We start from the raw sequence: 26,120 nt of genomic DNA, 5'->3' as shown, positions 1-26,120 counted from the left end.
CGGAGGGGACGCCGTCGGCGGACAGGGACAGGCTGTAAGCCGTCGCACCTGGACCGTCCGGGCCGTAATCTATCGAACTGCCGAACGCGCCGGCAAAGTTCTCGGTTACGCTGCTGACGCCGGCTGGATCGAAATCGCCGCCCTCGTCCTCGTCGGTCGGGCTTTCGTCGAGTACCAATGTCGGAAGTTCGCCTTGCTGGCCGTCTTCGATGACCGGCGTATCGTCGTCGACATCGATGACGAGCGTTCCCTCATCGGAATCGCCGTCGGCATCCGTCAGGGTGTAAGTAATCGTGAATTGGACGTTATTCTCGTCCTGGCCGGCCGGATGATCGATCGGCGCCAGCTGGGTGACCTGATAGGCACCCGTTTCCGGATCGGTAAGCGTAACCTGGAGGACATTGGTGCCGCCCTGGCTGATGATCAGGGTCGTGCCATTGTTCGAGGCAATCGCGAATCCCGCCGGCAGGGTTGCTCCGGTAAGGGCAAATACGCCCGGCGAATCCGCACCTGCATTGCCGGCCAGAGTTCCCGTCGTATTCACCGAGTTCGGATCATCGCCGACGCCGTCCGGATTGCCGTCGAACACGTCATCGTCGAGCTGGACGGTCGGATTCTCGTCGTCGATCAGGGGGACGTCGTCGAGGATGGAAGCCGAGAAACTGCCAGTTGCGGTATCGCCATCGGCATCGGTCACCACAAAGGTAATGCCGCTAAGGACGATGATATCCTCTACACCTGCTTCCGGATGCTGCAGCGCCTGCAACAGTGTCACAGTGTATTCGTAGGTCACTTCGCCCGAATTCGGGCCTTCAACCGCCCCGACAAAACTGAAGACGATGACTTCTTCACCGTCCGCAAAGCCGACGAGATCGTCGCCAACGAGCTGGAAGGTGACCGGAACGCCGGCGGCAGTGAACAAGACTCCGTCGAGTTCGGGCGTATCGACAAACGCGATCGAGCCGAGCAGGTCGGCCGGCTGGTTTAGCCCGAAATCGACCACCACAAAGCCGTTCGAAACGAGATTTTCGCCGCCATCGGTTTCATCGGGAGAACTGCGGGGCGGAACGCCATCGACGACGGCGCCTTCAAGCCCGTCTTCATCGACTCCAAGATCGTCGATGCTCAGGATTTCGGGCTCGTCGTCAATCCCGGGAAGAACCTCTTCCTCGGGCTGCACTTCGCGCGTGAGTTCGGTGTAGGGAAGCAGGTTACCCAGATCGTAGGCGGCCTGGATCGGATCGACCGGCGCAGCGAAATCGCCGCCCGAGCTGGGCGTATTGCCGGCCGCCGGAGCGACTTCCTGGTCGGTCAGCAAGGCCGCGATATTGAGCGGCGGAATAACCACCCCCTCGACGACCAGCTCCGGAACGACGACAACCCCGTTGGGGATCAGGTACCGGGTGCCATCCGCAGCGACGACAACCAGGTTCTGGCCTTCGGCGCGGAATTCCTCGAGCGTTATACCGTCGGGCAGAACAACGACGTTGTTCTCGTCCGGCATGAGGACGATGGTTCGACCATTCGCGTTGCCGCTACCCTCAGATGCATCTGCGGGGGTGCCATTGGAGCCGAACTCTGAAGCACTGCCGTTCGAGTCAATGAATTCCATCAAACGTCTTCCCATCTTGTCGCATCCACTCAAGGAGGAGCGAAGCCGGTACGATGCTGGACAGCATTCAATGATTCAAACCCGGTCCCCTTGACCGGGAGTCAAAGCGTTGCCCAGCGCCCGATTAAACTGACCCCCTGTTTTCAAAGCCGGTAGCCGACTCGGAGCGAGGGTTCTGCTTGTGGATAAGTTGTCACAGGTGAGGCTTATGGTTTCAAGGAAATTAACCATATCTTGCGGCAGGTTGAGTGCCATTCTGACAACCTGTCCCAATCCGGACCGAAACCGCCGGATATCGTTCAAATCATGCGGAGCTGGTCTTCCGGCATCGAGCGAGCCCGAAAACATCGTTAGTTAACAGGTTCTTGGGGCGCCAAACTTGCCGGATCAATTCGAGATTACGACAACATCCCGAACTGCGTCATAGCTGATCGCGATCCCCGATCGACGGAGCTCCGAGAAGCTGACAAACTTTCCCTCGGTAGCTTCGAGCGCACCCGCCAGGTCCGGCATGATCGCCGAAATCTGTCCGAAATCCGCAAATATCTGGGAATTCGGATCAATCAGCAAGGTGAGTTCGCCGGTATCGCGATCGGCAATCTTCAGAGGCTTGCTGACCCGGATTGTACCATTCGACCGCAATTGTCCCCCGAGATCGTAATCCAGCGCGGAAATCGATCCCAGACCGGCATTACGCTCGGTCGCGGCCCGCGATTGCGGATTGCCGATACCCGAAAGCGCGGCGTCATCCAGTGTCACGGCAGAGATATTGTCAAATTGCGGCAATAATTGCCTGTCTGAAAGCACGGCTATCTTCAGGCCCTGGGCGGCGCTTTCGCCAGACCCGGGGCCGATGCCGGTTGCGATCGCCGGTTCACGGCCGTCGTCTGGAGGGTCTGCAAATTCGTCTTCCAGCCCCATGATGTCTCCCAAAGGGATGCGCAGCACATCCGAGTCCGCGACCTCGATCAACGGCCCGGGAGAAAACAGGAGAGTAACGGTCAGGGCCAGCGAAACAATCAGGGCCGGGCGCGCAACATGACTGTGCCACGGCTGCCTGCTTGCGGGTGCCGGCAAGGCAAGCCTCCTGCCGAACAATTTCCTGATCGTCGCAACAAGCAACAATGTCGCAAGGCTGGTCCCGACGGCGGCAAGCCATATCCTCACCGCATCTCCGCCATCGGCTCCCAAAACTATTCGGGCAATCTGGATCGCGCTCGCAAACAGCGCCAGGCCCAAAAAGAGCTGGGAATTGCGCGTGAATGGATAGGCCGAAGTTGCCAGCAGCCCCAGGAATGCGAAGCCGGCGACATGGATGGCGATTGGATCGAAGCTGCGGCCAAAGGCAGTAACCTCCGCCGCAAGCAGGCATCCCCCAATGAGGACCGCGACCAGCCAGAACAAGGATGTCGGACAATGGCGGAACATAGCCAAAACCTGCTCCCCTGCGACAAGATTTGCAATGCGCTTGATCCTGCGCCGCCCATTATGGGGCAGAGCGTCGATTGCTGGCCGAGCGCTCCGACCCCTGTCGCGGAATCAAATCCCGAAGGCGCGATTGACTTCCGGACTTAGCAGCAGCGCGGTGGCATAGCCCAGCGCGATCGCGACGCCATAGGGAACCAGCGCCCGGCCCTTGTCGTCCTGCGGACCGATGCTGACCTTCAATGCATGCCGCATCGTCATCATGACAAGCAGCAGCACCAGGCCGGCGATCGATGTCCAGCCGAGCAAGGCCAGGCCCTTCTCGAGCGGTAATCCCAAGGCCGCCGCGGAGTAAAATTTGGCGTCTCCCCCGCCGATCATTCCCAGCTTGAACGCGATCATCCCCAGGACCAGCGCAATCACTGCGTGCAGCAAAGCCCCGGGCACGTAGGAGGCGCCAAAGCCGAGAAGCAGATTGGCCAAAGCGGTGGCAGCAAGGACAAGGCACAGCCAGTTCGGCAAGCGCCGGTATCGCAAATCCAGAAACGCCCCGAACAGTGCCACGCCAATGGTGGCGGCGAGGCTAAATATCATTCGGCGTCGGCCCTCGGAAACTGGACGACCTTGCGCTGCGGCTCGGCTGCGGCGAGCTGCGATTCACCGTCTGCTTTCTTGGCGTCGCGACTGCCGACCGCCATTTGCGGCGCCTGCTGGCCTTGGTCGGTCAGGTTGAGCTGGATCACTCCCTTGGCGACGCGCTCGATCTTTTCCGGAGCCACATAGACCGGCTGGGCGGGTTCGGGCTTCGGCTCGGCGATCGCCAGGCGCTCCTGCTCCTTGCGCTGCTGCTCGCTCTTGGCGAGCGCGACGTTGAAATCGAGCCGCAGGAGATTGGCGGCAAAACGGTCATTCGCCGGATCGACGGCCAGCGCCCAGGAAAAATAGCGCCGCGCCAGATCTTCCCGGCCCAGCTTGGCATAGGCCACGCCGATGCCGTTGATGGCATCGCCACTCACTGCGGGATTGTTCCGCGCGAACTGGAAATAGGAAATAGCCTCCGCGATCCGGCCTTGCTTCAACGATTCACGACCCTGATCCAAGGCAAGGACCATCGGATCTGCTGCGATCGCCCGCTGCCCGTCCGTGTCCGATCGTGCCATTGTCGAACCGCCGCCCCAGATCGACTGGCATCCCGCAAGCGCCGTGCTGGCAGCCAAGAAAAGCGCGAATTTGCCCAAGTTCCGCATATCAGCCTCCTGTGAGGGTTGGTATCAACAAACGTACAATTCGAACTGCACCCGGAACCATCAGAACACCAATCATGGTCGGCAGCATGCAGACGACCAAGGGTATCGAGATCAGGACCGGGATTCTGTGCGCTTTTTCCTCCGCGCGCAAGCGGCGTTTCTCGCGCATTTCGGCAGCGTAAACGCGCAGCGTGTCGGACAGGCTCGTACCCAGCTTGTCCGACTGGATCAGCATCGTCGCGAAACTCTTGATCTCGTCGACTCCGCTCATTTCCCCCATCCGGCGTAGCGCGTCGCCGCGTTCTGCTCCGGCCCGCAATTGCAGGGTGACATTGGACAGGAGCTGCGCAACCAGGGGGTGCGATGTGACCATTTCGCGCCCGACGCGATCCAGCGCGGCTTCGAGGCCAAGCCCGGCCTCGACGCAGACGAGGATCAGGTCGAGACAGTCCGGAAATCCGTTATTGATCGTCTCGCGACGGCGGTCGGCTCGCGCGGTCACATAGAGATTGGGCAGGTACAACCCAAGGAGCGCAAGTATTCCGCCATAAAGGTAGAGGCGGGTAAAGGTGAGCTGCTGGCCGACCAGCGAGCTGAACAGGATGAAAGCGCCTGGCAGAAGGAAGACCATCAGGAATCTCACCAGGGTGAAGATTCGCGGCGCCGCCGTGGATGCATAGCCGGCCGCAATCAACTTCCTTCGCAAATCGTCGCCCCTGGTATCGGCGAGGCTAAGTCCGATTTTCTCGATCTGGTCGGCAAGCCTGTTCCAGGCGCCATCCTTCGTTTCGGTCAACCGGGTCCTGCCGGTCACCAGGCCCGACGCGCCCAACATTTCCCTCAGGTCTTCGCGCACGGCAGACCGTCTCGCGATCGCCTCGGCCATGCGAATTGCCGCATACACGACGATGCCGAACACCAGGGCCAGCAGGGTCAGCCTCGCGATGAGGTTATTTGCTATGAATTCAAACATCTAAACCTTGAGATCCACCAGCTTTCGAATCCAGAACATGCCCACGAAATACCACAGGATCAGGACCGGGAATCCGATGTAGAAGATCGGGTCCTGCGCAACATCGAGATAGAATGACGGATTTCCGGTAAAGATCATCACGAAGGTGATGACCGGCAGCACGGTGAGCAAGATGCCGGTCATGCGGCCCTCCGAACTCAGCGCTCGAACCTTGAGGTAGAGCGCTGCCCGTTCCCGGATCACATGCGACAGGTTTTCAAGAATTTCCGCAAGATTGCCGCCGGTCTCGTTCTGGATCGACAGCGAGACCACGAACATCCGGATATCGTCGAGGTCCCAGCGTTCGGCAAGGGCATCGAGCGCATCGGTGAGTTCCACACCATAGGCAACTTCGTCGGAAACCCGCCCGAATTCCGAGCCGATCGGGTCTTCCATCTCCTGGGTCAGGAGATCGATCGCGGACGCGACCGGGTGACCGGACCTCAGCGCCCTGACGAAAATGTCGAGCGCGACCGGGAACTGGTCCTGCATGCGCTTGCGCTTGCGCTGCGCGAGAAACTTGATCGCCAGCAGGGGGAGGAAAACCCCGACCGCAGCCGAAAATGCCAGGACGACCTGAAACACCCCGGTCGAAAGCGTGAATGAGGAAGTCCAGATCAACCCACTGATTATAAGTGATAAAAGCAGGAATGCCGAAAACATCGCCACCCCAACCTCATATGGGCCATAGGGAATGCCGGCCATCAGCAAATCGCCGCGCAATTTGCGAATGAAGGCGCCGAAAACCCCCGAGACTTGGGGCTCGAGCTCCGGATCGTTCTTGCGCAGCTTGGCGGCGACAAGATCGCGATCCATCCCGCGCGCGATCATCGTCATCCGCTTGTTGATTGCCGAAATGTGGGAGGATTTCGAAATGGAATAGCGGGTAAGCACCTGGACCAGCAGGAATACCGACGCGAATATCGCGACCAGCGCAAAGAACCGGATCAGTTCCGGGCTCATGCCCTTCCTTCCCCGAGTTTCACCGCGGGCCTGAACAGGTCGGCGGAGAGCTCGATGCCCTGCTCGAGGGCCTCGTTGAGGAAGCGCGGCCTGATCCCTGTAGCTTCGAAATGGCCGAGAACCTCTCCCGCTTCGCCGCGCCCGGTCTGCTTGAAGCGGAAGATCTCCTGCATGGTTACGGTCTGGCCTTCCATGCCGGCGATCTCCGACACGCTAACCACGCGCCGCCTGCCGTCGGACTGGCGCCCGACCTGCACCACGATATTGATCGCCGATGCGATCTGGGCGCGGGCCGAAGTCGAGGAAATGTCGATTCCGCTCATGCCGATCATCTGTTCGACGCGGGACAGGGCATCGCGCGGAGTGTTGGCGTGAACGGTCGTCATCGACCCGTCGTGACCGGTGTTCATCGCCTGGAGCATGTCGAAAGCCTCACCGGCGCGAACCTCGCCGACGATGATACGGTCGGGTCGCATACGCAGGGCATTCTTCACCAGATCGCGCTGCGTAACCTCACCCTTGCCCTCGACATTCGGCGGCCGGGTTTCGAGCCGGGCAACATGTTCCTGCTGCAACTGGAGCTCGGCGGAATCCTCGATCGTGACGATCCGCTCACGCCCGTCGATAAAGGAAGAAAGGGCATTGAGCAGGGTTGTCTTGCCCGAACCGGTGCCGCCCGAAATGACGACATTCCGGCGCGTGCGAACGATTGCCTCGAGTACCTCGGCCATCTCCGGAGGAACGCTGCCCAGCTCGATCAGCCGGGCAATGCTGATCGGCTTCTTTGAAAACTTGCGGATCGACAGCAGCGACCCGTCGATCGCCAAAGGAGCGACGATGGCGTTGACGCGCGACCCATCGGCCAGCCGGGCATCGACAAAGGGAGATGATTCATCGATCCTTCGCCCGACCGCGCTGACGATCTTCTGGATGATGCGAAACAGGTGCCGCTCATCCTGGAAACGGGTCGGCGTGCGTTCGAGCAGGCCGTTGCGCTCGACAAATACGGTCCGGTAGCCGTTTACCAGGATATCGGTAATGCCCTCATCGGCAATCAACGGCTCCAGCGGGCCAAGTCCGAGCAGCTCGTCGAGCACCTCCTCGACCAGCCGCGAACGCTCCTTCGCGTTCAGCGCGGCGTCTTCATCGGTCAGGATTTCGAAGATCAGGTCGCCGACCTCGGCCGCGATCTGCTTGCGCGACATCTTGTCGAGCAGGGCAAGGTTGATCCGGTCGATCAGCTTGCGATGGATCGTCGTCTTGAGATTGAGGAAGCGATCGACCGCCTGCTCGTCGTCATTGGCAAGCAGCTGTCCATCGGGCTCGACGCCTTCCGCGTCGCCCGTCGTCAATTCGTCGGATTTCCTGCCAAGTTGCCACTTCATGCGCTTTTCGTCCTGGAAATCCGCGATACCAGCAAGTCAGCCAGTTTGGCTACATCAGCGACGTATGGGCTCTTCGGCTTCAGCCGCGATACCAACATGCCATGGTCGCGTGCCTCGGACAGCGCCTTGCCGTCTTCCCTCAGGCTGCCGACGATATCGTGTCCCAATGTCTGCTCGACGTCGGACAGGCTGATCGCGCCGAACAGGCGCTTCTCCACCCGGTTGACGACGATCGAGGTCTTGTCTCCGGGAATTCCGACCGAACGGAACAGGTCGAGCCGGCGCTTGGCCTGCCTCAGGCTGGCCAGTGATTGTTCGACCAAGAGGATGATCTGGTTTGCCTCGATCAGCGCCGACAGGTTCCAGCTGCTCCAGTTGGAAGGCAGGTCGACCAGCACGAACGAGTATTCGCGCCTCGCAACCTCCAGGATCTCCAGCAGCTGTTCGGTGTCGACCGTCTCGAGCGGCTGGATTTCGCGCGGCGCGGGGATGACGCTGATCCCGCTCTCGTGCTGGAGCGCAACCGAGCGCAGGAACTGGCCGTCGAGCCGGTTACCGGCCTCGATCAGGTCGGACAGGTCGCGCCTGGGCACCAGGCTGAGCGAATCCGCGATCGAACCGAACTGCACATCGAGATCGATTACGCACACTTCGGCATGGTCGTGCGACTGGGTTTGCAGCGCGTGCGCGAGATGGGTCACGAGAGTGGTCGTGCCGCAGCCGCCGAGCGAGCGGACCACGGCGATCATCGGGGCAAGGCCAGTTTCTGCCGCAGAATCCTCGCTCGCCTCGACCAGCCTCAGCGAAGCCTGGAGAATCTCGGCGGGATCGAGCGGCTTGGCGACCACGTCGCAGACGCCCTGGCGCAGGACCGTCCGCACCACCGAGACATTGGCGTTGGACAGGGCCACGATCTGCGGCAGGCCCGGCTTGCGCGCCTTGACCTGCTCGATCCGGCGCATCGAGCGCTCCTCTTCGGGATCGACTTCGATCAGGATGACTTCCGCGCGATCGACGATCTGGCTCGGGATCGGATCGGCGACGCCCAGCGCAACCAGCTCGGCATCGTGCAGCCAGCCGGTTCCTTCCGTCCGTTCGAGCTTCTCGATCTCTTCGGGACTCGCAACGACAGTGATACGCGGGGCTCGCAATTCGCGTTCCTTTCCGAGAAAATGGTTGGCTTGGTGCCCGGTCATGAATCACATCCGTCGCTTGATTTCTCTTCGTAACATGCGCCCCGGCCATCTTCTTGCGTAATCGTATAAGGCGCCGCGGGCAAACCCCATGTAGCACCGAACAAGACCGTCAGGATCGGCTGGAATTCCATGTCCCTAAGTCGCACAGTTATAAACGGTGCCACATCGGGACCACTTGGATCGCCGGCAAAGCCCAATCCGGAGTTGCCATAGACGATTTCCACGTTTTCGGCGGTCAGCGTCGGCATGTAATCGTCCATCCGATCGACAATTTCGGCGAATGCGGTGCTGTCCGGATTGAGATCGAATGAGTCCACCGGCGTGGAAAGCCAATCGCAGGTAACGCTCGAACCGGTCTGGGTGCATTCGACGCCGGGAAAATAGCTTTCGTCGACCGGCTGCCCCTGACCCACGCCGCTGCTCAGCGAATAGGAATAGGTGACGAGGCCCTGCGGCACCATGTCGGTGACCGCGGCCACCCGAGCCCCGGCCTGGGTCGCCTTTTCCGCGCGGTTAACCTCGAGGAAATAGCGCCCGCCATCGATGATCCCGAAGAAGAACGCGACCACGACCGGCAGCACCAGGGCGAATTCCGCCGCGCTGTTGCCGCTTGTATTGCTGATGAAGCCCGGCCGCATCGTCAGAACCCCATCACCGGGCTCTGGGCCTCGGCATTGAGCGTCGCGCCGTCGAGGAAACCGAGGAACGGGAAGGACGAAAACAGCGCCGGATAGGGCGCCGCGGCCGAGACGGTGACTCGCATGGCCTGCGGAATGACGGTCTCGACCGGGTTGCCCTCTTCGTCTTCGGTGATCTCGGTCCGCGAGTGGTTCGAATAGATGCCCTGGCCGGAAAAGCTCTCGCCCTCGACGCATTCGACGGTGACGGTGACGCTGGCGTCGTCGGTCCAGCCGCGCACCACGGGATCGCTCCCGCCGACTGCTCCGGTGCGGGTAAGCGACTGGATATTCGCTTCCGTGCCGCTGTCCACGCCGGACTCGCAATCGTAATTGGTGAAACTCAGCCGCCCGGCATAGCGCGAGCCGTCGCGCACCGACTTGATCACCTGGTGTTCGGACCAGAAGAAATGGCCCATCTCCACGCCTCCGAACAGGATGACGGTCAACAACGGCAGCATCAGCGCCATTTCGGCGGCGGCGACGCCCGAGCTGTCCTTGCGGAATCCGGGGCGCGCGCGTTTCATCGGATCAGGTACGGGATATCCCGCCTCACCACCGGGTTTGTCCCGGCATCGCCCCCGATATCGACCGCGCGGATGATCTCGACATAGACGTCGTTGGCGTCGGTCATCTTCTCCGAGCTTGAGCTGCTGGTCCGCCGCCGCGTGAAAGACGGTTCGACCAGGAACAATTCCATCCACTGGCCGACCGCGACATTATCCCTTTGGCCTTGAACGCCTTCTGCGGCGCAGTTGATCACCGCCGCGGTAATCTTGCGGCGGTTCGCATCTCCAGCTGCCCGGCAATATGGCTGGGAATGAGCGTGATTGGTGGACGCCGTGTGCTCGCCCGCAGTCGGGTTCGCGATTTCCCACTCATAGACTTCATAACGGGTCACATCGCTGGCGAGCCCGGTCTCGGTTTCCCATTCGCCGGGTTCCCAGCCAAAATTGACCTTGAAAAAGGCGTCCCGGTCCCAGTTCCCCGTTCCGACGATTCCGTATCCGTCGCCGGACGCGCAACTGCCGGCCTCGCTCCAGGCATGGCAGGTGTCGCGCGGCAGGCCCATGACGTCGATCGCATCGCGCTGTGCCGCGGTGAGAAGTGTGTCCGATGTGGGCCGGTAAGGCGCGGCTGACTGCACCCAACCATTGCCGGTGATGCCGCACTGATTCCGGTGAACCAAATCCTTGCGGACATTGGCCGCGGCCGAGCAGTTCTCCGCTCCATCGGGACACGTGTTCGCGCCATTAACATCGAGGTCGAACCGCGTGTTGAGCGCATTGAAGACGACATCCTGGAGCCCCGGTTCGGTGGACACGCCGGTGCCCGGAACACATTCGCCGGGCTGGTTGTCATGACCGAGTGATCGCGCCAAATTCGCTGCACCGTTGCCCAGCCCGTTGCGCAGGAATCCGAAATTGCCCGGCGCTCCGGCATCGTCGGTAATCAGTTTGAGCCCGACCCCGACATAATCGTCGGCGCTGAAATTGACCAAATCCTCGTCGCCCGAATCCTCGAACGGATTGCAGATCATTACCGGCGGGGTGTTGCAGATCGCCGAGCCGAGCGAGGCCGATGCCTCCGCGATGATCTCGCCCGAACGGAAAAAGCCGGCCAGCGGGGTGATCCCGAACACCGCCTCGCGCGGGGCAACCCGCACCGTGACGACGGTTGCCGCCGCATCGTCGGCCGTCTCGGCGCCGAATGTGTCGGGCGCCTGGTTATAGCCATCATAGAAGGTGAAGCCGTTGTCCGGATCGATCGCGAGCGCGACGCCCGAACCGTCGTTCGACATCCGGGTGAAGTTCTCGACCAGCAAGGTCGCGGCGTCTTCTGCCCGGTCGATCGCGCCTTCATTGCCGTCGAGCTGGGTGGCGGCGGCGAGAGCGGCCTGGTCGGCCGCGTTCTGCAACTCGCTGTCGAGCGCGGTCATCCGCGTCCAGTCCCACGCCACGCCGACGATCGCGACGAGCACGAACAGGGTTACCCCATAGAAGGCCGCAACTGCGGCGGAGTCGTCCTTGATGAATGCCCTGGCGAAACGGGCGCAGCGCCCGTTCGCCCTGGACGCTAGGGCAGGGCCGGTTTCGGTTCGCGGTTCAAGTCCTGATCCAGACGGCATCGGCCACCATACCCCATAAGATTAGTTCGAACCGGAAGAGCTGCTGCTGGAGGAGGAGCCGCTACCGCTGCTGCTGCTGCCGCCCACGCTGGTGGTCTCGGGCTCCTTGACCTGGTCGGTCCGATAGCGTTCGACCGCGGCCGCGCCGACCTCGCCATCGGCTACAGGAACGGGATCGTCGTAAACCGGCTCCGGATCGATCACCTGCGCCATAAAGGTCTGGCGGGTGTTTTCGCCGAACTTGATATTGTTGCTCTGTTCGAGCGCGGACTGCGCCGCGCAACCGCCGAGCAATGCCAGGACAGCCGGGATGGAAGCGGCCTTGAGGAGATCAGTATTCATAATCGTCGAGCTCCGTTGGCGAAGTCTGGGTTCCGGAATTATCGTCGCTGCGCTTGAACGGCTCACCCAGCAGGATGGCTTCCGCGGCAACCGGATCCTCGATCGCATCGGTCGGCAGCTTGACCTGGCTCGGCTTGATCGGCGCGACCAGCCGCGGCGTCACCACGATCAGCAGTTCGGTTTCGCCCTGCTGGAACTCGGTCGACCTGAACAGGGCGCCGATGATCGGGATCGAGCCGAGCAGCGGGACCTGGTTGATCGTGGTCCGGAAATCCTCCTGGATCAGCCCGGCGATGGCGAAGCTCTCGCCGTCGCGCAGTTCCAGCGTCGTGCTGGCGCGGCGGGTCTGGAGGCCGGGAATCGAAATCCCGTTGATCTGGACCGAGGCCGCGGGGTCGATCGAACTGACTTCGGGTACGACCTTGAGATTGATGGTCTTGTCGCTGAGCACGGTCGGGGTAAAGCCGAGGCTGACGCCGAACGGCTTGAACTGGACGGAAATGCTGGCAACCCCGTCACCGCCGCTGCGGCCGGATTGCGCGACCGGCACGGGGAACTCGCCGCCGGCCAGGAACGACGCCGTCTCGCCCGACAGGGCGACCAGGGTCGGTTCCGCCAGGGTCTTGGCGTAGCCCTTGCTTTCGAGCACGTTGAGATAGGATTCGAAATCTAGGCCGATGGCGGAGAAAGTCTTGCCGAACACGCCGAAGCTGTTGCTGACATTCGCGAGGCCGAAAATCGTGCCGGGGCCGTCCGGATTCGCGTTGAGCGAGGCGCCCGCGCCGATCGCGGCGTTGAACGATCCATCAGGGTCGGAAATGAAATTGCCGACGCCGACATCCTCGCCGATTTCGCGGCGGACTTCGGCGAACTTGACCTCGAGCATGACCTGCTGGCTGCCGCCGATCCCGACGAGGTTGACGACATCCTCGCCGGCATAGGTCTGTGCCAGCCGCACCGCCCGGTCTACCTCGCCGGCATCGCTGGCGAGGCCGGTCAGGACGATCGAGGTGCCCGAGATCGAAGGCCTGATCTGGCTGCCGGGAAGCAATTTGTCGATCTGGGTCTGCAACGCCGCGACATCGGGGCCGACCGCGATATCCATCACGGCGATCACCCTGCCCCCGGTATCGTACAGGGTCAGGCTGGTGGTGCCGATCGAACGGCCGAGCACATAGATCGACCGGTCGGTGAGCGGCAGCACATCGGCGATTTCCGAATTGCCGATCATGGCCCGGTCGATCGGCCGGTCGGCCTGAACGACTTCGCTCTTGTTCAAGGGGATGTCGAGCGATCCGACATGGAGACTGTCGGCCACCACCTGCGCGGCAACCGGCAGCGGGCAGGCAAGCGCCCCCATCAGCGAGGCGGCAATGGCGATACGCCAGCTCGGATTAGTTCTGGCCATAACGCTCCACCTGGTAATCTGTGCTCTGGACACCGCGATAGACTTCCATTGTAGGACCTCTCCTGCGGGGCGGAGCGGGCTGGGCCTGCTGGCTCGTGGCGGCAACCGCCTGTGCCGGCGGAGCCGAATAGGCGAACACGCCCGCGCCGCCAAGATCGCGCGGCGTAACGACTTCGGGGAAGCCGACGAGCTGGTTTTCGACATTGCGCAGAGCCAGCGTCAGCCGGCCGATCTGGCTGGCGAGCGTGAGCTTCTGGGCATCGAGCTGGGTGACGAGCAGGGTCGCGCTGTCGGCCACCGCCGGCTCGGTATTGCGCTCGCTCGACTTGCGATCGATCGCGAGGACCTGGACGTTTTCGAGGACCACGGTGGTCATCCGGTCGTCGCCGCCGCGCTCTGCCCCGGGGATCTGCCGGGTCAGGAAAACATCGACGACATCGCCGGGGGTCACGAAGCCGGCCACGCCGTTCACTTCGTTGACCGGGACCGTGATGGCCCGCAAGTCGTCGGGAATATTCTTCGAGAGGACCGCGCGGTCGGAAATGCGTTCGCGCAGGATCGGCTCGCCGGCCAGGATCGGGCGGATCGCCACCCTTCCGGAATTCGCGATATTGCCGAGCTGGCGGAAGGCGCCCGGAGGCACGGATTGTTCGGGCCAGGCGACCATTCGCGTATTCTCGCGGGTCAGCGCTGTGCCAAAGTCGAGATTCTGCCGTGCGACGGCGATCTGGACCATTTCGCCAGACGGCGCAGCGGCCTGTTGCCGCTCCTCGACACCGGTGAACCAGGAATTGACCAGGTAAACAGCCAGCAGGCCGACCAGCAGGGCAATCCCGATTATGATCAGATTACGGCGTTCCAACGGCTCCCCCCTAAGCAGTGAGGCCTGGAGTGTAACAGGCCCGCAGCAATTAAGCTACGGGCCTGTTTCCCAAATGTCGTTCAAGACAAATCAGGGAGTCGGTGCGTTGTTGTTGATCACTTCAGCAGTGCTCGACATGGCGCCACCGATTGCATTCGAGAGAGCCAGGGCGCCGACAACGATAACGCCGCCGATGATGACGAGGATCAGAGCATATTCGGCAGCCGAAGCGCCGCTCTCATCGCGCAGGAAGGTTTTTGCAAAGTTAAGCATTGGTACTACCCCATTCAAAGCGAACCAGGCATGATTGCCGGCCGCAGATTCTCAAAAAGGCCCCGGCATCTATTTCCGGCTAGCCCTGTCCGCCCGGGATAGTTTTCGGTACCAGCGCGACCATTCTTGCAATTCCTGAAGCGATAATCGCACCGGACCGAATGGACTGGATCCCCAACGGAACTGGGGAAAAGCTCATATATTGCACCTGCACAGTCAACTTTCCTAACAAGGGAAAATTTGTTTCTCCAGTTTTCAATGGGTTATTGCGACAGACTGTTAACTATCGCGGTTAAGGCAAATGGCTAACGAACTGACGGCCACTTTCCCGGCGACAACGCTTTCGCAATGATTCGGAAGTTAACATATCGCGATTCTTGATTCTCGCCCGCAATGCAGCGACGACCTGCCCTTGCCATCCTGGCAGAAGTGGCGGGGATGCTTGCCGGCTGGAAAGCAAGTGGAACGAGGGACGACAGACATGCACAGGCGTTTGCCGTTCTTCTCCCTCGCGGAGGACCGGCCGGTTTTCATTGGCGTGGTCCTGGTGTGGGCGGTGGTTGCAGCCCTGCTCGCGATCAGGGGCGTTTCCGTATTCCGCCCGGAAGCAACGCTCAGCAACCTTTTGCTCTTCGGATCGGCGCTGGCTTTTTTCGTTCTACCGGCATTCCTCCTCCGCCTGTGGCGCGAGCGGCCGGATTATCCGGTTCGGGACGCGATCAAGCTGCTCAGGAGCGAATCGGTCTGTTCGGCTCTCAAAAGGGCTCTGCCGATGCTGATCGCGCTGGTGGTCTTCTTGCCTTCCTTTTCTGCGATGAAAAGCGCGATCCCGCTGTTCCAGGATTTTGTCTGGGACGCCGCCTTCATCGAGTGGGACCGATGGCTGCATGGCGACGATCCCTGGCGGCTGATGCAACCGGCGCTGGGCTATCCGATCGTAACCTCGGGCTTCTCCTCACTTTATCATCTGTGGATCCTGCTGATCTACGGAGGAGGAATCTACTTTGCGGTGTTTGAAACCGATCGTGAACTCAGGTCGAGGTTCTTCATCGCGAATTTCGCGATCTGGGTGGTGATCGGCAGCATTCTGGCGACGTTGCTGGCTTCTGTCGGACCCTGCTTCATAGGTCCGATGCTCGGCAACGACCATTTTGCGGAACAGATGGCCTACCTCAATGCGGCCAATGAGCAATACCCGGTATTTGTCCTGTCGGTGCAAGACACATTGCTTGAATGGCACAGGGAGGGAAACTACGGCCTCGGCCGCGGGATCTCCGCGATGCCGTCGATGCATGTCGCGCTGGCCTTCCTGTTCTGGCTGGCGATGCGCCGCAAATCGCGCCTGCTCGGCCTGGTGTTCGGCGGGTTTTTCCTCGTCACCCTGATCGGATCGGTCCACCTCGCCTATCACTATGCGGTCGACGGCTATCTCGCGATTATCGTCACGCTCGCGATCTGGATCGGGTCGGGGCCGATTGCGCGCAGGATCGTTCCGGACGGGGCCAGGCAAGCCCCTGGCGGGATAAACGGATAGAAGCTCAGGGAAAATCCGGCGAACCGCCGTTCAGGCCCATTGCCGGCTTGGTATCCGCCAGGGGGATTCTTCGCGCGAACCCGGGATCGGGCGCGACGCCAGCTCGTCGCCGCACACCGTGCAATTATAGGCCTTCGGGAACATCACCGGCCGGTCGCCAGCGTCGTCATTCGCGGATCGCGCGCGATCATCCGCGGCATGGCCACCGCAATGGCTCTGCACCCACGATTTGCACCGTGCGCACCAATGGACGGTAATCCTACCTGCCATTGCAACCCCCAACCTTGTTATCTTTCCTGCAAGCTTAGACTCCGATGAAATATTCGCAAGCCGGTTTCTTGCGATTTCCCCCGCTAATGGCCGGCGCGGGCGGCAAGGGTTTTTCAATACTCTTCGGGCATTGAGGCTGCATGAGCAATGCCCTGATAGCCTCGATCGGTCTGCTGTTGAAGATTGGCGGCGTGGCCCTCGTCGTGAACGAGATCCGCGGCCTCGTGCTCGCCGCGCCGGTCCTGTACGGGATCTACCAGGCCGGCGGCACGCTCATGGCGATCTGGATCGGGATCTGCTCCCTGGCCGGAATCGCGTTGTCGGTCGTCGTCCCGCTGGTCGCCGGGCGGAAGCTCAACCGGCTGCTTGTGCAAAAGCGCGAACAGCAGCTGGCGCGCGCCGGCTGAGCACCGGTCCCGCGCTTCAGAAGCCGTAATAGATCGGGTCTGCGGGCGGTTCACCCTCGGGGACAAGCAAATGGTCGCCCCAGCGCAGCCGCGCCGTGCCACCGCTCCATTCATGCCGCCCCTCGGCCAGCGGGAACGCCGACCCGCAGGGACCTTCCGATCCATCGATTGATCGCACCCCGGCACATTCCAAAGTGTAGGTCCCGGCGATAACCAACGCAAATTCGCCTTCGGCAGCGTCGAGCGCCTTGCCCGCCACCCAAAGCGGCCCCCAATGCCGGATGTAATTGTCGCGCAGCGCCGCGACGTCTTCCCCATGCAGCATCGGACCGTCCCACTCCGCAGCCGGATCGAGCGCGGCCTCCAGCACGGGCGTGTTCGCGATGACCAAAAGCGGCTGGCGGCGGCTGATCAGCGGGGCGAGCACCGGCTTTCCGCGCGCTACGACCCCTTCGACGCCCCAGGTCGACATCAGGAAGCCGACTTTCGGATAGGAGGGCAGCATGCCGTTGCGGTCGATATAACCGACCGGGTCCGGGAAGATCCGCTGCGCCTCGCGGGCGACCTGCCTTTGCGCCGACTGGTCGCGCGGCCAGTCCTGCGAAAATTGCATCAGCATGGTTATCGCCATGCCTGCAAGCATCGCATTGCGGCTCAACCGGCTTTGGATCCTGGTTACGGCGAACGCGGCGAGGATCGCGGCAGGCAGGAAGATGAAGGGCAGGAAATATGGGAAAGCGTTGCGATAGAATGCCAGCGACACGAGTGGCAGGGCGAGGAGCAACAGGGCCGCTCCCTTGGCCCTGCTTCCTGACAATGCCTCCTTGAACGCCAGCAAGACTCCGCCAAGGGCCAGCCCGACCGACAGGAAACCGAGCATTGCCCAGCGGGCGATATAATGGCCGCGGGGAAACCACTCGTTGGTCAACACGACTTTCTCGACGATCTGTTCGCCCTGCACTGCCGCGGCGGCAGTCTTGCCGGCGACCTCCGGCGCCGACGAAGCAGCTGCAGGCGCAAGCAAGCCCACATGGACGAACCACAATATCGCTGCAGTCACCAGCAATGACGCGAGGGCAACCGCAAAGCCTGCGATCACCTGTCCGCGTGCTTGCACAGCGCCCCAGCGCCAGGCCAGGGCCGCGGCAAATGCAGGCAAGAACAGCACGGACTTCAAGGTGACCATCAACCCCAGCGCGGCAAGAATACCCGCGGCAAGTGCCGCGCGCCAACTGAGCGAGCTGCAAAACAGCAGCGCCAGCGATGCCATCATCAGGCTTCCCGCCAGCGGATCGGCCCGGAAACTCATGCCGTGGGCCAGCGCATATCCCGCCGCAATCCAGGCCACGGGCGCGAACAGGGCCGAGACAGGATCGCTGAACAGGCGCGCGATCCGGTAGACGCAATAAAGCGACACCATTTCGCAGGCGAACATCGCCAGCCGGCCGGCGAGGATCCGGTCGGGATCGTCCAGCGGCAGCAGGGCAATAGGCCACAAGAGCTGGACCGGAAAGGTCTGGACCGGCTCGGTCAGGGTTCCGGCAAGGTAGCTATGCACTTGGCTGAGGAAGAAATATTCGTCCCAATTGATGTTCAGCCGCACCAGCAGGACCAGCTGGAGAACGGCGAACAGGGCAAACATGCCCGCCAGCGGCAATTCGCTTTTGCGCAGTTGGAACGGCCACTTCATGCTGGAGGATTGCTACCGGGTCCGGGCGCGATAGGCAAAGGCACCTGGTTCAATCTTCAGGCTTATGCCCATCATCGGAGCGCATCTGGTGATCCTCGATCCGCTGGATGCGCCGCAACACCTGCTCGATCAGCTTGCGATTGGCTCCGACCAGGTCGGCAACCACACCCAGCAGGATCGAAAGCCCGCCCAGCACCATCAGCCCGACCCCGAGGATCAGCGACTGGATATGCCCCTGGCCCTGGTCGGTAGCCAGGAAATAGAGGAACCGCAGGATCGGAATGGTCCCGCCGAGGACCAGCAGGATCCCGATGAAAACGAATACCCGCAGCGCATTGTACATTGCATAGGCGCGCAGGATCGTGGTGCCGGTATTGGAAAGGAAATGCGGTATGGAATTGAACAGGCGCGAAGGCCGGACCGGACCATTGGTGCGGACCGGCACCGCCACCACCGACAGGCGCTTTCGTCCAGCCTGAACCAGCATTTCGGTGGTATAGGAAAAGTCCGACGCCACGAAGATCTGGCAGGCGGCTTCGCGGCTCATCGCCCTGAAGCCGCTGACCGCATCCTTCACACCAATCCCGGACAGCCGCCTGACCACGGCGCTTCCCAGGCGCTGCAAGCCGCGCTTGCCGGAGCCGAAATGGACATTGTCGCCCACTCCGCGATCGCCGATCACCAGGTCGGCGGTTCCGTCCAGGATGGGCTCGACCAGGGCCGGGATGTCGCGCCCGTCATACTGGTTGTCAGCATCGGTGTTGACGATGATGTCCGCGCCTTGGGCGATGGCGAATTCGAGTCCGCTGGTGAACGCTGCCGCCAAGCCCCGATTGCGGCGGTGCCTGACGATGTGATGGACCCCGAGCGCTTTCGCCTTTTCAGCGGTGCCGTCGCTGCTGCCATCGTCGATCAGCAAATATTCGATTGTATCGATTCCGGCGATCGCCTTGGGCAGGTCCGCGATCGTCGCTTCGAGGTGATCGGCTTCGTTGAACGCGGGAATCTGGATGATCAGCTTGGCCATTCGGCATCTAACCCCGAAATGGACTGTGAAGCCAGCCAATCCAGTTAGGGATTTGTTAACCATAATCCCGCATTCCTTGTCACCCGCGAGGGTTGATCAAGGAGCAAGTGACATGGCCTATTATTTTTTGACGCCGGTACGCGTGTGGCGCCACAGGTCATGCCTCAAGCGCAAACTCGCTGAATTGCGCAATGCCGAGGCCTGCCGCGTGCAATTCGCGCTTTAATCCGGCTTTCCAAAGCTCCGGGTTCGATTCCGGCGTCAATAGACCCAATCGATGGTCGAGGTGGGCCTGGAGCAGATCATGATCTCCAGCTCTTCGGCAATGCTCCTGAAACGCCGCGCGGCTTCGAGCTTGAGCCCCTTCACATTCGGCAACAGCGATTCTTCGGCTTCACGGACCAGTGCGTCGGCACGTTCGCGATATTCGACAACGGTTTCCATTTTGCATCTCCGGCTATCGGTCGGACGACCACCCAGTCACCGGATTTGCCACGCTTGGGAAGCGGGGAATCCGCAAAGTCTCAACTCGGGAACAGTCAGGGCCAAAGTGTTAACGCGCGAAGCCGGACTTGCCGGAGATCGAGGACCCTTGCCTGGTGGAGGCTGCGGATCGATGCCGGCAATATCCCGTGAAGCGTACTTGCGGACAGCCACGCCGCGGAATCAATGCCGCAACGCTGTTCTGGGATGAGACAGCCAATCCAAGGCCTCTGGACGTCCGCAAGGCCGCCAAGCTAATTTGGACTCTCTTGACCGGAGCGCAGGATGCCCAATGCCTACGTCATAAAGGCGGACGAATTGTTCGCTCTCAATTTCCTGACGACGGCCGATCCGCGCCCGCAATCGGTAGACTGGATCGATCGCGGTACCGACAAGGTGCTCAAACCATCTTCGGTCGAGGTGCTGCTGAGGACCCTTGACGAAGACATCGTCTCGCGCAGCGTCGCCCGGCTTCACCGTAACGCAGGCTTGAGAGCCAATTTCCGCACCGAATCCGAGCGCAACAAGTTTGCGACCGCCTTTGCTTCCGCCAAGGAATTGCAGGTTTCGACGGCGCATAGCCACACGACCGCGCTGTTCGAAGATCGCAACGCCGCAATGCGGGCGCTGAAGGCCCTGCGATCGGCGGGGGTAGCGGACGAGTCGGTTTCGCTGATGGCGCGGGCCAACGAATTCCTGGGAGCCGATGTATTCGATCATGCCGGACATTCACGGTCGAGCGTGGCCTATTCCGTGGCCGGGGGAAGCGTCACCGGGCTACTGTTCGGCATGATGATCCTGGCCTTGCCTGAGATCGGCATTCTCGCGGCCATTGGCACCCTGGCAACCTCGACCGGATCGAGCTTCGCCGTCTTCAGTTCGATCGCGGGAGCGACCGGGGGCGCGCTCGCCCGGATGCTGAGCGACAATGATGTCGATGGAGTAGCATCCGAAAAATTCGCCCAGATCATCCATAGCGGCAAGATTTACGTGTCGGTCGGCCCTGGCATCGACAAGGACCTGCGCGATCAGGTCGTCGCGATCCTGCGGGACAATGGTGGCAAGCTGACCTTGCGAGGCGCAACCGCCTCGGCGGTGAAATCGATCAACCCTGCGTATTGAGAGAACCGCTCGGCGAGCGATGCGATGCGACCCCATGGATTGCTGGTCTCTCACCGGACCGATGTTCAAAATGGGAATGGTGGGCGATGACAGGCTCGAACTGCCGACCCTCTCGGTGTAAACGAGATGCTCTACCAACTGAGCTAATCGCCCTTCGCTCTCAAGCGAGGGCGCGCCCCTAGCTTATCTTGCGGCCAAGGGGAAGCTGGTTTGCCGAGTTTGACAGGAATAGGAGAGAGCACGATGAAAATAAGCAACGGAACGCTGGTGCTAGTGGCTGATGGATCCAAACTGCTCCTGTTCCGCAACGAGGGTGACGAGAAATTTCCCGTACTCGAAACGCTGGCGCATGAAGTGGCGGACAATCCGCCTACCAGCGAGCAAGGTGCCGACCGGCCGGGCCGCAGCTTTTCGAGCTCGAGCGACCGGCGCAGCGCCTATGGTGACACCGATTGGCACCAGCAGTCGGAAGACGATTTCGCCCGCCATGCAGCCGGAATTTTGGAAAAGGCCGCGCAGCAGGAAGGCGGCGTCCCGGTCATAGTCGCGGCTGCGCCCAGGACCCTGGGCGAGTTGCGCAAGCACTACGGCCGGGAAACGCAAAGTCGCCTGCAAGGCGAAATCGCCAAGGACCTCGCCAACCAGGAAACCGATGGCATCATCAAGGTAATTGTCGCGCAACCCGAGGCCTGAAGCCAGGACTGCGGTGGAACACCAATTCAGTTGCGCTGCCGCCTTGCCGAGTTCGGCGAGATAGCACGCCAACCCGTCCGCCGCCCGAAACCGATCTTGCCGCCGATGGCAAGGAGGAAACGGGTCTCGATGCCGCAATGCTTCTTGATCCGCCGTTGCGATGCTAGGCCCGTGCGGTAGGAAGAGGGACAAATGGAACCTGAACTCGCGAAGGCCTCGGCGCTCTCGGGCCGCAAGCTCGATTTCGGCTGCGGGCCCAACAAGCCGCCGGGCTATATAGGCATGGATATCTACCCCTCAGCCGTGGTCGACGTGGTGCATGATTTCGACGCTTTCCCCTATCCATTCGAAGACAATTCCTTCGCCGAAGTCCGATGTTACAACTCGCTCGAACATGTCGCCGACTTCATTGCCAGCGTGGTCGAGATCCACCGGATATTGCAGCCGGGCGGCATGTTGAAGGTGCTGTGCCCGCATTATTCGGGACCCGATGCCTATCGCGACCCGACCCACAGGACCTTCTTCGCCTACACTACCTTCGACCGCTTCACCGGCGAGACCGATTACGCCACAAGGCACGCCGGGATGTTCAGGATGAGGAAGCGCATTTTCGGCGTGCCCGAAGGCCGCGGACATGGCCTCGCGGCAATTCCCAAGGCCTTCGGAAACCGTTTCCCGGAGCTTTACGAACGCTATCTTTGCTGGATGATGCCCGCCAAGGCGATCTATTACGAACTGGAGGCGATCAAGCCGCAAGGCTGAACGTCGCCGCTTACACCAGCTGCGCAGCCGCCTTGCCGAGTTCGGCGAAATAGCGCGCCATCCCGTCCGCCGCTCGGTCGGTCAGCGCGATGAAGGCGCGACGGCGATCGGCTTCGTCCTCGACCCGTTCGAGCAGCCCGGCCTCGGTCATCTGCGCGATCCACCTCAGCGCCGTGGTCGGCGGCACACCCGAAGCGATGCACAGCGACGTGACCGAGACCCGCTCATGCTCGGCGCGCGCGGCGGTGAGGTCGAGCAGGATATCCCAGGCCGGGTCGGCGAACAGTTCGCCATCGAAAAAGCGCGCGCGCAATTGCCGCTGGCGGATGATCCGCCGCACCAGCCGCGGATCGGGCAGCGGCGGGCGCGCCGCGCGGGCGAGCCGCTCGCCCGGCTGCTCGCTGCCCTGCGCGGCGAAGGCTGGCGCCGGGCTCTCGAAGCGAAATACACTGTCTTCGGCAACGGAGCCCTGCTTCGCCTCGGGCTTTCCCGCGCCGATCCGCTCCAGCCGTTCGGCGATCTGGCCGACCTGCTCGGTCAGCCGCAACAGAACCAGCCGGTCTTCTTCCGACAGTTCGCGCAGCCGCAAATGCGGCAGCCGCGCCAGCACGCGACCGAGCGCGATAACGCGCTCGGCGCGGCCGGGGTCGACCAGCAATTGGGGATTGGACTGGTCGAGGCAGGCAAATACGTCGTCGAGCGCATCGACGCTGGTCGAAACGACCAGTTGCGCACCCGCATGGGCGACGCGCATGTCGAGCCGGGAAAGCGCGGCCAGCGCCGCCGCGTCGACTTGCGGGCAATCGAGCAGGACCACTTCGCCCAGCGGGCGGGCCTCGCCGGCGAGCAGATCGGCCAACGCGCCGCATTGCGCAATCCGCAATCCCGCCGCCGCCGCATCCTCGCGCAGATCCTCGCGCAAATGCGCGCGATCGGCAAAAATCGAGACCGCCAGCGGCAAGCCGGCCGCGTCATTCGCGGGTTCATAGGCAAAATCGGCCTGCGCCATCGCCACGACTCCTGTTCGACCTTGAGAACAGGATGAGAACAAAACGGGATTACGTCAAGTACAATTGCGTAGTCCGCGGCAGATCAGTCGACGAACGGGTCCTTCACCAGGATCGTGTCTTCGCGCTCGGGGCTGGTCGAAACCAGCGCCACCGGGGTATCGATCAATTCCTCGATTCGCCGGATATACTTGATCGCCTGCGCCGGGAGCTCGGCCCAGCTGCGCGCGCCGGCGGTGGTCTCGCTCCAGCCCGCCATGGTCTCGTAGACCGGCTCGACTCGCGCCTGTTCGGCTGAATGCGACGGGAAATAGTCGAGCAGCTCGCCATCGAGCAGATAGCCGGTACAGATATTGACCTCGTCGAACCCGTCGAGCACGTCGAGCTTGGTCAGCGCGATCCCGGTAACGCCACTGATGGCGCAGCTCTGCCGCACCAGCACCGCATCGAACCAGCCGCAGCGCCGCTGGCGCCCGGTGACGGTGCCGAATTCATGCCCGCGCTCGCCCAGCCGCTGGCCGTTTGCGTCCTCGAGCTCGGTCGGGAACGGGCCCGAGCCGACGCGTGTGGTATAGGCCTTGACGATCCCGAGCACGAAGCCGGTCGCGCCCGGCCCCAGCCCGGAACCGGCGGCGGCGGTCCCCGCCACGGTGTTCGAACTGGTCACAAAGGGATAGGTGCCGTGGTCGACATCGAGCAGCATCCCCTGCGCCCCTTCGAACAATATGCGCTTGCCCTGGCGGCGGACCTCGTTGAGATCGCGCCATACCGGCCGCGCAAAGGGCAGCACGACCGGGGCAATCTCGGCCAGCTCGCGCTTCAGCCGTTCGCGATCGATCGGGCTTTCGCCGAAACCGGCGCGGACCGCGTCGTGATGGGCGCACAGGCGATCGATCTGCGGGTCGATCGCGTCGAGATGGGCAAGGTCGCAGACCCTGATCGCCCGGCGGCCGACCTTGTCCTCATAGGCCGGGCCGATCCCGCGGCGGGTGGTGCCGATCTTGAACTCGCTGGCATCCTCGCGCAGCCCGTCAAGGTCGCGGTGGAACGGCAGGATCAGCGGGCAATTGTCGGCGACATGGAGATTGTCGGGCGTGATTGTCAGCCCCTGGCCCCGCAATTTCTCGATCTCGTCGCGCAAGTGCCACGGATCGAGCACCACGCCGTTGCCGATCACCGAGAGCGTGCCCCGGACGATTCCCGAGGGCAGCAGGCTGAGCTTGTAAGTGGTGTTGCCGACCACCAGCGTGTGGCCGGCATTGTGCCCGCCCTGGTAACGGACCACCGCATCGGCGCGGCTGGCGAGCCAGTCGACGATCTTGCCCTTGCCCTCATCGCCCCATTGGGCGCCGATCACGGTGACATTGGCCAAGCGTCTGGTCCTTCCGATTCAAACCCGCGCGGCCCTAGGCGGGTTGTCGGCGAAGGGCAACAGGCCCGTCCGCCTGCCCGGTCAAGGGTGACACAGGTGACATGTCCAACACTTCGTGTCCGGGTTGAAACCCCCCTATCTTTCAATCGCTTGACCTGCCGAGAGTGACAGTCGGCCACTCCCGGGAAATTAAAATCTTCTTGCGTCCGGAAGAACGGGAATTTCCTACTGGCGCGACGCAGTGCAGCGCGCGGCACGGTGAGGTCACGACTTGTGGCATTCCGATCCATCAACCCCGGTTAGCGCAATCCGCCCAAGTAGGAAAACCGGCTGCCACTCGCACAGGCAAGGCAGGGTTAAGCTGCCCCGGGTGACAAAGCGCGACAATCCGCGACTGGCGTTCCATTCCCCGCTGGCTAGGTTTGTGTCGAAGGGGGCGAGTAAGGACGATTGCCATGCATTATCTTGCCTATGCCGCGAGCCTGCTATTCGTTTCCAGCCTTGCGCTGACCGGCGCCGATTCCGCTTCGGCCCAGCGCGAAGCCTCCCGGGTGGCAAGCGTTGCCGAGAGCGCCAAGCAGGCGCTCAAATACGGACCCGACAAGCTCCAGGAAGTCGACTACTGGGCGGGCCGCACCCGTAATGCCCCGCTGGTGGTGTTCGTCCATGGCGGGGGGTGGAAACGCGGCGACAAGCAGATGATGGACGGCTCGGCCAAGCTAAGCCACTGGCAGGAACTCGGCTATTCGGTCGCTTCGGTCAATTACCGGCTGGTGCCGGACAACACGGTCGAACAGCAGGCGCAGGATGTCGCCGATGCGGTCGCCTACCTCAAAGACAACGCCGCGCGGCTCGGCTTCGACGGCGAGCGGATCGCGCTGGTCGGGCACAGCGCCGGGGCGCATCTCGTCGCGCTGGTCGGCACCGATCCCCAATATTTCCGCCAGGCCGGGCTGGCGCTTGCCGACGTCGCCGGGATCGTCCCGCTCGACGGCGCGGCCTACGATGTCGCCTACCAGCTCGACCATGCCGGAATCCTGATGCGCGGGACCTATCGCCAGGCCTTCGGCAGCGATCCGGCGCGGCATCGCTCGCTCTCGCCGACGCTCCACGCGGCCGGCCCCAATGCGCCCGAATTCCTGATCCTGCACGTCCAGCGCGAGGATGCGCGCAAGCAGAGCGAGGATCTCGCCGCCGCGCTCCAAAAGGCCGGGACGCCGGCC

The 26,120-nt window shown here is 62.2% G+C and carries 28 protein-coding genes and 1 tRNA gene; 7 read left to right on the top strand and 22 right to left on the bottom strand.

Annotation, left to right across the window (positions count from 1 at the left end):
- Both AC16XC_RS03220 and AC16XC_RS03215 read right to left on the bottom strand, forming a co-directional pair.
- A partial coding sequence (locus AC16XC_RS03220; RefSeq protein ID WP_484033198.1) for a DUF5801 repeats-in-toxin domain-containing protein occupies nucleotides 1-1,612 on the bottom strand: 1,612 nt, incomplete at its 3' end.
- 387 nt (nucleotides 1,613-1,999) lie between these two features.
- Nucleotides 2,000-2,584 (bottom strand): hypothetical protein, encoded by a 585-nt coding sequence (locus AC16XC_RS03215; protein WP_484033197.1) that lies wholly within the window; start codon nucleotides 2,582-2,584, stop codon nucleotides 2,000-2,002.
- Nucleotides 2,585-2,650: 66 nt separating this feature from the next.
- Here AC16XC_RS03215 and AC16XC_RS03210 point away from each other — a divergent pair, with 66 nt between their 5' ends.
- The gene (locus AC16XC_RS03210) at nucleotides 2,651-3,187 is read left to right on the top strand and encodes a hypothetical protein (protein ID WP_484033196.1); all 537 of its coding nucleotides are present in this window, start codon (nucleotides 2,651-2,653) and stop codon (nucleotides 3,185-3,187) included.
- Here the strand turns inward: AC16XC_RS03210 and AC16XC_RS03205 are convergent.
- The 13 genes from AC16XC_RS03205 to AC16XC_RS03145 form a co-directional block, all read right to left on the bottom strand.
- A complete protein-coding gene (locus tag AC16XC_RS03205) occupies nucleotides 3,152-3,631 on the bottom strand; it encodes an A24 family peptidase (protein WP_484033195.1) in 480 nt (159 codons plus the stop codon). The genes AC16XC_RS03210 and AC16XC_RS03205 overlap by 36 nt on opposite strands.
- A complete protein-coding gene (locus AC16XC_RS03200; protein WP_484033194.1) occupies nucleotides 3,628-4,197 on the bottom strand; it encodes a hypothetical protein in 570 nt (189 codons plus the stop codon). The genes AC16XC_RS03205 and AC16XC_RS03200 overlap by 4 nt, the downstream gene beginning before the upstream one ends.
- An 88-nt stretch (nucleotides 4,198-4,285) precedes the next feature.
- Nucleotides 4,286-5,257: a type II secretion system F family protein gene (locus AC16XC_RS03195; protein WP_484033193.1), complete on the bottom strand. Its 972-nt coding sequence runs from the start codon at nucleotides 5,255-5,257 to the stop codon at nucleotides 4,286-4,288.
- A complete protein-coding gene (locus tag AC16XC_RS03190) occupies nucleotides 5,258-6,259 on the bottom strand; it encodes a type II secretion system F family protein (RefSeq protein ID WP_484033192.1) in 1,002 nt (333 codons plus the stop codon).
- Entirely contained in the window at nucleotides 6,256-7,644 is a 1,389-nt protein-coding gene (locus AC16XC_RS03185; protein ID WP_484033191.1) for a TadA family conjugal transfer-associated ATPase, read from the bottom strand. Before AC16XC_RS03185 ends, AC16XC_RS03190 begins: the two co-directional genes overlap by 4 nt.
- Nucleotides 7,641-8,840 (bottom strand): CpaE/TadZ family protein, encoded by a 1,200-nt coding sequence (locus AC16XC_RS03180; RefSeq protein ID WP_484033190.1) that lies wholly within the window; start codon nucleotides 8,838-8,840, stop codon nucleotides 7,641-7,643. Before AC16XC_RS03180 ends, AC16XC_RS03185 begins: the two co-directional genes overlap by 4 nt.
- Nucleotides 8,837-9,478 (bottom strand): TadE/TadG family type IV pilus assembly protein, encoded by a 642-nt coding sequence (locus AC16XC_RS03175; protein WP_484033189.1) that lies wholly within the window; start codon nucleotides 9,476-9,478, stop codon nucleotides 8,837-8,839. The genes AC16XC_RS03180 and AC16XC_RS03175 overlap by 4 nt, the downstream gene beginning before the upstream one ends.
- A gap of 2 nt (nucleotides 9,479-9,480) precedes the next feature.
- Nucleotides 9,481-10,044 carry a TadE/TadG family type IV pilus assembly protein gene (locus AC16XC_RS03170; RefSeq protein WP_484033188.1) on the bottom strand — a complete coding sequence of 188 codons (564 nt, stop codon included), beginning with the start codon at nucleotides 10,042-10,044 and terminating at the stop codon, nucleotides 9,481-9,483.
- On the bottom strand, nucleotides 10,041-11,645 hold the full coding sequence (locus tag AC16XC_RS03165) for a pilus assembly protein TadG-related protein (RefSeq protein WP_484033187.1): 1,605 nt from the start codon (nucleotides 11,643-11,645) through the stop codon (nucleotides 10,041-10,043). Before AC16XC_RS03165 ends, AC16XC_RS03170 begins: the two co-directional genes overlap by 4 nt.
- Nucleotides 11,646-11,666: 21 nt before the next feature.
- Nucleotides 11,667-11,987: a hypothetical protein gene (locus AC16XC_RS03160; RefSeq protein ID WP_484033186.1), complete on the bottom strand. Its 321-nt coding sequence runs from the start codon at nucleotides 11,985-11,987 to the stop codon at nucleotides 11,667-11,669.
- On the bottom strand, nucleotides 11,977-13,395 hold the full coding sequence (locus tag AC16XC_RS03155) for a type II and III secretion system protein family protein (protein WP_484033185.1): 1,419 nt from the start codon (nucleotides 13,393-13,395) through the stop codon (nucleotides 11,977-11,979). Before AC16XC_RS03155 ends, AC16XC_RS03160 begins: the two co-directional genes overlap by 11 nt.
- A complete protein-coding gene (gene cpaB, locus AC16XC_RS03150) occupies nucleotides 13,382-14,257 on the bottom strand; it encodes a Flp pilus assembly protein CpaB (protein WP_484033184.1) in 876 nt (291 codons plus the stop codon). Before cpaB ends, AC16XC_RS03155 begins: the two co-directional genes overlap by 14 nt.
- A 90-nt stretch (nucleotides 14,258-14,347) precedes the next feature.
- Nucleotides 14,348-14,530 (bottom strand): Flp family type IVb pilin, encoded by a 183-nt coding sequence (locus AC16XC_RS03145; protein ID WP_484033183.1) that lies wholly within the window; start codon nucleotides 14,528-14,530, stop codon nucleotides 14,348-14,350.
- 481 nt (nucleotides 14,531-15,011) lie between these two features.
- On the opposite strand from AC16XC_RS03145, the gene AC16XC_RS03140 reads away from it, so the two are divergent.
- A complete protein-coding gene (locus AC16XC_RS03140; RefSeq protein WP_484033182.1) occupies nucleotides 15,012-16,064 on the top strand; it encodes a phosphatase PAP2 family protein in 1,053 nt (350 codons plus the stop codon).
- A 30-nt stretch (nucleotides 16,065-16,094) separates the two neighbouring features.
- On the opposite strand, the gene AC16XC_RS03135 is transcribed toward AC16XC_RS03140, so the two are convergent.
- A complete protein-coding gene (locus AC16XC_RS03135; RefSeq protein WP_484033181.1) occupies nucleotides 16,095-16,334 on the bottom strand; it encodes a hypothetical protein in 240 nt (79 codons plus the stop codon).
- Nucleotides 16,335-16,474: 140 nt separating this feature from the next.
- On the opposite strand from AC16XC_RS03135, the gene AC16XC_RS03130 reads away from it, so the two are divergent.
- Nucleotides 16,475-16,741, top strand: coding sequence for a hypothetical protein (locus tag AC16XC_RS03130; RefSeq protein WP_484033180.1), 267 nt, complete (start codon nucleotides 16,475-16,477; stop codon nucleotides 16,739-16,741).
- 16 nt (nucleotides 16,742-16,757) lie between these two features.
- Here the strand turns inward: AC16XC_RS03130 and AC16XC_RS03125 are convergent, their stop codons facing one another.
- The 3 genes from AC16XC_RS03125 to AC16XC_RS03115 form a co-directional block, all read right to left on the bottom strand.
- Nucleotides 16,758-18,431 carry a hypothetical protein gene (locus tag AC16XC_RS03125; protein WP_484033179.1) on the bottom strand — a complete coding sequence of 558 codons (1,674 nt, stop codon included), beginning with the start codon at nucleotides 18,429-18,431 and terminating at the stop codon, nucleotides 16,758-16,760.
- 49 nt (nucleotides 18,432-18,480) lie between these two features.
- The gene (locus AC16XC_RS03120) at nucleotides 18,481-19,458 is read right to left on the bottom strand and encodes a glycosyltransferase family 2 protein (protein ID WP_484033178.1); all 978 of its coding nucleotides are present in this window, start codon (nucleotides 19,456-19,458) and stop codon (nucleotides 18,481-18,483) included.
- A gap of 261 nt (nucleotides 19,459-19,719) precedes the next feature.
- A complete protein-coding gene (locus tag AC16XC_RS03115; RefSeq protein ID WP_484033177.1) occupies nucleotides 19,720-19,902 on the bottom strand; it encodes a hypothetical protein in 183 nt (60 codons plus the stop codon).
- A 324-nt stretch (nucleotides 19,903-20,226) separates the two neighbouring features.
- Here AC16XC_RS03115 and AC16XC_RS03110 point away from each other — a divergent pair, with 324 nt between their 5' ends.
- Entirely contained in the window at nucleotides 20,227-21,063 is an 837-nt protein-coding gene (locus AC16XC_RS03110) for a hypothetical protein (RefSeq protein ID WP_484033176.1), read from the top strand.
- 77 nt (nucleotides 21,064-21,140) lie between these two features.
- On the opposite strand, the gene AC16XC_RS03105 is transcribed toward AC16XC_RS03110, so the two are convergent.
- Nucleotides 21,141-21,216 (bottom strand) — tRNA-Val (locus tag AC16XC_RS03105).
- Between the two features lie 90 nt (nucleotides 21,217-21,306).
- Here AC16XC_RS03105 and AC16XC_RS03100 point away from each other — a divergent pair.
- Nucleotides 21,307-21,756, top strand: a complete 450-nt coding sequence (locus AC16XC_RS03100; protein ID WP_484033175.1) for a host attachment family protein — start codon at nucleotides 21,307-21,309, stop codon at nucleotides 21,754-21,756.
- Between the two features lie 192 nt (nucleotides 21,757-21,948).
- Nucleotides 21,949-22,518: a class I SAM-dependent methyltransferase gene (locus AC16XC_RS03095; RefSeq protein WP_484033174.1), complete on the top strand. Its 570-nt coding sequence runs from the start codon at nucleotides 21,949-21,951 to the stop codon at nucleotides 22,516-22,518.
- 10 nt (nucleotides 22,519-22,528) lie between these two features.
- Here AC16XC_RS03095 and AC16XC_RS03090 read toward each other — a convergent pair whose 3' ends face one another.
- On the bottom strand, nucleotides 22,529-23,527 hold the full coding sequence (locus AC16XC_RS03090) for a winged helix DNA-binding protein (protein WP_484033173.1): 999 nt from the start codon (nucleotides 23,525-23,527) through the stop codon (nucleotides 22,529-22,531).
- A gap of 83 nt (nucleotides 23,528-23,610) precedes the next feature.
- Entirely contained in the window at nucleotides 23,611-24,897 is a 1,287-nt protein-coding gene (locus AC16XC_RS03085) for an adenylosuccinate synthase (RefSeq protein ID WP_484033172.1), read from the bottom strand.
- A 455-nt stretch (nucleotides 24,898-25,352) separates the two neighbouring features.
- Between AC16XC_RS03085 and AC16XC_RS03080 the strand changes: the two genes are divergently transcribed.
- The coding region (locus AC16XC_RS03080; protein ID WP_484033171.1) for an alpha/beta hydrolase at nucleotides 25,353-26,120 on the top strand (768 nt) is incomplete at its 3' end.

The sequence above is a fragment of the Candidatus Andeanibacterium sp. genome (assembly GCF_057143545.1).
Note: the sequence above shows the minus strand (reverse complement) of the source record. Positions and strands in the feature narration are given on the sequence as shown.